Consider the following 3,105-nt stretch of genomic DNA (forward strand, 5'->3'; position numbering starts at 1 on the left):
TAACTTTAAACTCTAAGACAAACATTTTACGCAGGGGGGACTTAGACAAAATCAGTATAGCACAATAAAAGTTAAGTTAACAAGATATAGTTTAAAAAGCCGTCCTAAAAGGACGGGGCTTTAACCCAAAATTTCGGTAACCGGTAACTGAACATGACTTCGATTCGTCAACTGCATCAACAACTCGTTAATAAAGAAAAAACAGCCGTCGAAATCGCTAGAGAATTTCTCGCTCGTATGGAAGCGATCGAACCACAAGTAAAAAGCTTTCTCCATTTAACCCCGGATTTAGCCCTCGCACAAGCCCAAAAAGTGGACGAGAAAATCGCCAGGGGTGAATCGCTGCATCTGTTAGCAGGTATTCCCATCGCATTAAAAGATAATCTCTGCACCAAGGGTATCCCCACCACCTGCGCTTCTCGGATTTTAGAGAATTTTGTCCCCCCCTACGAGTCCACAGTTACCCAAAAATTACGGGATTTAGGAGCAGTTATCGTCGGTAAAACCAATTTAGACGAGTTTGCTATGGGTAGTTCCACAGAAAACTCCGGTTATCACGTTACTGCTAATCCTTGGGACTTATCCCGGGTGCCTGGTGGCTCTTCGGGGGGGTCGGCTGCGGCTGTGGCCGCTCAAGAATGCGTGGTCGCCCTAGGATCGGATACCGGTGGCTCAATTCGTCAACCGGCTTCATTTTGTGGCGTTGTCGGGCTAAAACCGACCTATGGCTTGGTTTCTCGCTTTGGTTTGGTGGCTTACGCTTCTTCTCTCGATCAGATCGGTCCCTTTGGTCGTACCGTAGAAGATGCGGCGATTTTATTACAAGCGATCGCGGGTTACGATCCCCAAGATTCTACCAGTCTCAATCTGCCGATTCCCGACTATAGCCAATTCCTGAAAACCAGTTTAAAAGGGTTAAAAATTGGCGTAATTAAGGAAACTTTCGGGGAAGGTTTGGATAAGGTCGTTGCCGAGGCAGTTAATCAAGCTTTAGAGCAGTTAAAGGCCCTCGGTGCCACGATTAAAGAGATTTCCTGTCCCCGTTTCCGTTACGGATTGCCCACCTACTACATTATCGCCCCCTCGGAGGCATCAGCGAATTTAGCCCGTTACGATGGGGTTAAATACGGTATTCGGGAAGATGCCGATAGTTTGATTGATATGTACACCAAGACTCGCGCTAAGGGTTTTGGTGCGGAAGTCAAGCGCCGGATTATGTTGGGAACCTACACCCTCTCGGCGGGTTATTATGATGCTTATTACCTCAAAGCACAAAAAGTCAGGACTTTGATCAAAGAGGATTTCGATCGAGCTTTTCAATCGGTAGATGTGTTAGTTTCTCCCACTTCACCGACCACAGCTTTTAAAGCTGGGGAAAAAACGGCGGATCCTCTGAGTATGTATTTATCGGATTTAATGACTATTCCCGTCAATTTAGCCGGTTTACCCGGGTTAAGTCTTCCCTGCGGTTTTGATGGGCAAGGTTTGCCAATTGGTTTACAATTAGTCGGTAATGTGCTGCGCGAAGATCAATTATTTCACGTCGCCCACGCCTACGAACAGGCCACCGATTGGCACAAACGTCAACCATCTTTTACAAATTGATACAATTGCCGGTGGCTATCTTTTGCCGATAGCCAAATAGTAGGGTGGGTTAGGCGATGACAAATGAGACAGTTAAGCAACTAATAAGGTATTCGCCATAACCCACCAATCTGTTGATTTTGATCCTAATGCTGAATTGCTAGAATTTGGTATTGTATGTATCGGTGATTTCTCCGAAAGTTGATGTGTCTCTATGAATATATCTCTAGATTTATTAAAGAGTGAGTTTCGAGAATTTTGCTCAGGATATTATATTGATCAAATAGATAGTTGGTTTACGGAGGCGGGATTTGATAAATACGAGCCTCGTGCATCTACGCGCCGAGATCAAGTGGATGGATACTACTCAAAGATTGATTGGGAAAATCAAAACGATATTCAGAAATTTCTGAAAGTAATTGAATCAATACTTTTATACAACAGTTATAATGTTAAGGAAGAGCATAAGCAAACTTTAAGATAAATTTGTGAAAAAAGTGGTTTTCAAGTTGATAGTAATGGCTACACAATTCATTTAACCAAAAAACTAGGACATCAAAATATCAAAAATATTATTTTTGCCTCTAATTCTTTTAAACCAGAAATTATTTTTTCAGATTCACTTAGCAATGATATTGAAATTACGAAGTATAAAGAATCCTGTTTGATCTATGATAAGCCGATTCAAAGTCATGGATTATCATGGATAGAGTTAATTGATTGGTGGAAAGAATATAAAAAAATTATTAGCTGGTCAAATTCAGAAGCGGCAGATTCTCTTTACAAACGACTTAAAGAATCCTTGCAAAATAATGGAGTAGAATCTAGATTTTTTGACACTTACTATAAGAACAAGCAATTATGTCGTCGTTGGGGTGAAAATTCGCCCGCTCTACTGCCACAAGTTTATTTACATTATGATCCCTATACTATCAAAGAACTCAAAAGATATAACAATGGGAGAAGATTGATAAGACAACGTATGGATTTTTTATTATTATTGCCAAAATCAAAAAGAATTGTTATCGAGATTGATGGTAAACAACATTATGCTGATGGAGAATATGCGAAGCCTCAGCTTTATGCAAAAATGGTAGCTGAAAATAGAAAGTTAAAATTGCTAAGTTATGAAGTTTATCGATTTGGAGCTTATGAAATTATGCAAGAAAACTATGAGTCTATAGTGGTAGATTTTTTCCAAAAACTTTTTGATTTTTATGATATAAACCTTGATTTTTGAAGAATAAGAATAGGGTGCATTTCATGGTTCTTATAATTATAGCGTACAGTACGATTACGGAAGGGTCATGCTTGGTGCTGAGTTTAATTGCCTTCCATATATTGAAGTCAAACTTTGTTGATGAGGGTTTGACAATTAATTATAAGCTTTTACGCATTTAAGTTACATTGACAGCATTACCCTTATTTTTAAGTTTTCTACTCCATTTAATAATCAATCCCCCTTCATTTAAAAGCTGATTGACTACTTTTTCCAGTTCTTCTTTATTTTCAAATTCTCGA

General features: G+C 39.6%; 3 protein-coding genes and 1 pseudogene. 3 read left to right on the top strand and 1 reads right to left on the bottom strand.

The annotated features are described in order from the left end of the window. Positions 1-153 precede the first annotated feature (153 nt). From gatA to IM477_RS16365, 3 genes are all read left to right on the top strand, one after another. Complete coding sequence (gene gatA / locus IM477_RS16355) at positions 154-1,605, top strand: Asp-tRNA(Asn)/Glu-tRNA(Gln) amidotransferase subunit GatA (protein WP_287732620.1); 1,452 nt, start codon at positions 154-156, stop codon at positions 1,603-1,605. A gap of 193 nt (positions 1,606-1,798) precedes the next feature. Then, positions 1,799-2,068: a hypothetical protein gene (locus IM477_RS16360; protein WP_287732621.1), complete on the top strand. Its 270-nt coding sequence runs from the start codon at positions 1,799-1,801 to the stop codon at positions 2,066-2,068. 180 nt (positions 2,069-2,248) lie between these two features. After that, positions 2,249-2,824 (top strand): putative endonuclease domain-containing protein, encoded by a 576-nt coding sequence (locus tag IM477_RS16365; RefSeq protein ID WP_287732623.1) that lies wholly within the window; start codon positions 2,249-2,251, stop codon positions 2,822-2,824. Positions 2,825-2,981: 157 nt separating this feature from the next. On the opposite strand, the pseudogene IM477_RS16370 reads toward IM477_RS16365, so the two are convergent. Beyond that, positions 2,982-3,105, bottom strand: a pseudogene (locus IM477_RS16370) (IS630 family transposase); the annotation flags it as partial.

Origin of the sequence: Microcystis sp. M090S1 (genome assembly GCF_020246295.1) — a bacterium.
Taxonomy (GTDB): domain Bacteria; phylum Cyanobacteriota; class Cyanobacteriia; order Cyanobacteriales; family Microcystaceae; genus Microcystis; species Microcystis aeruginosa.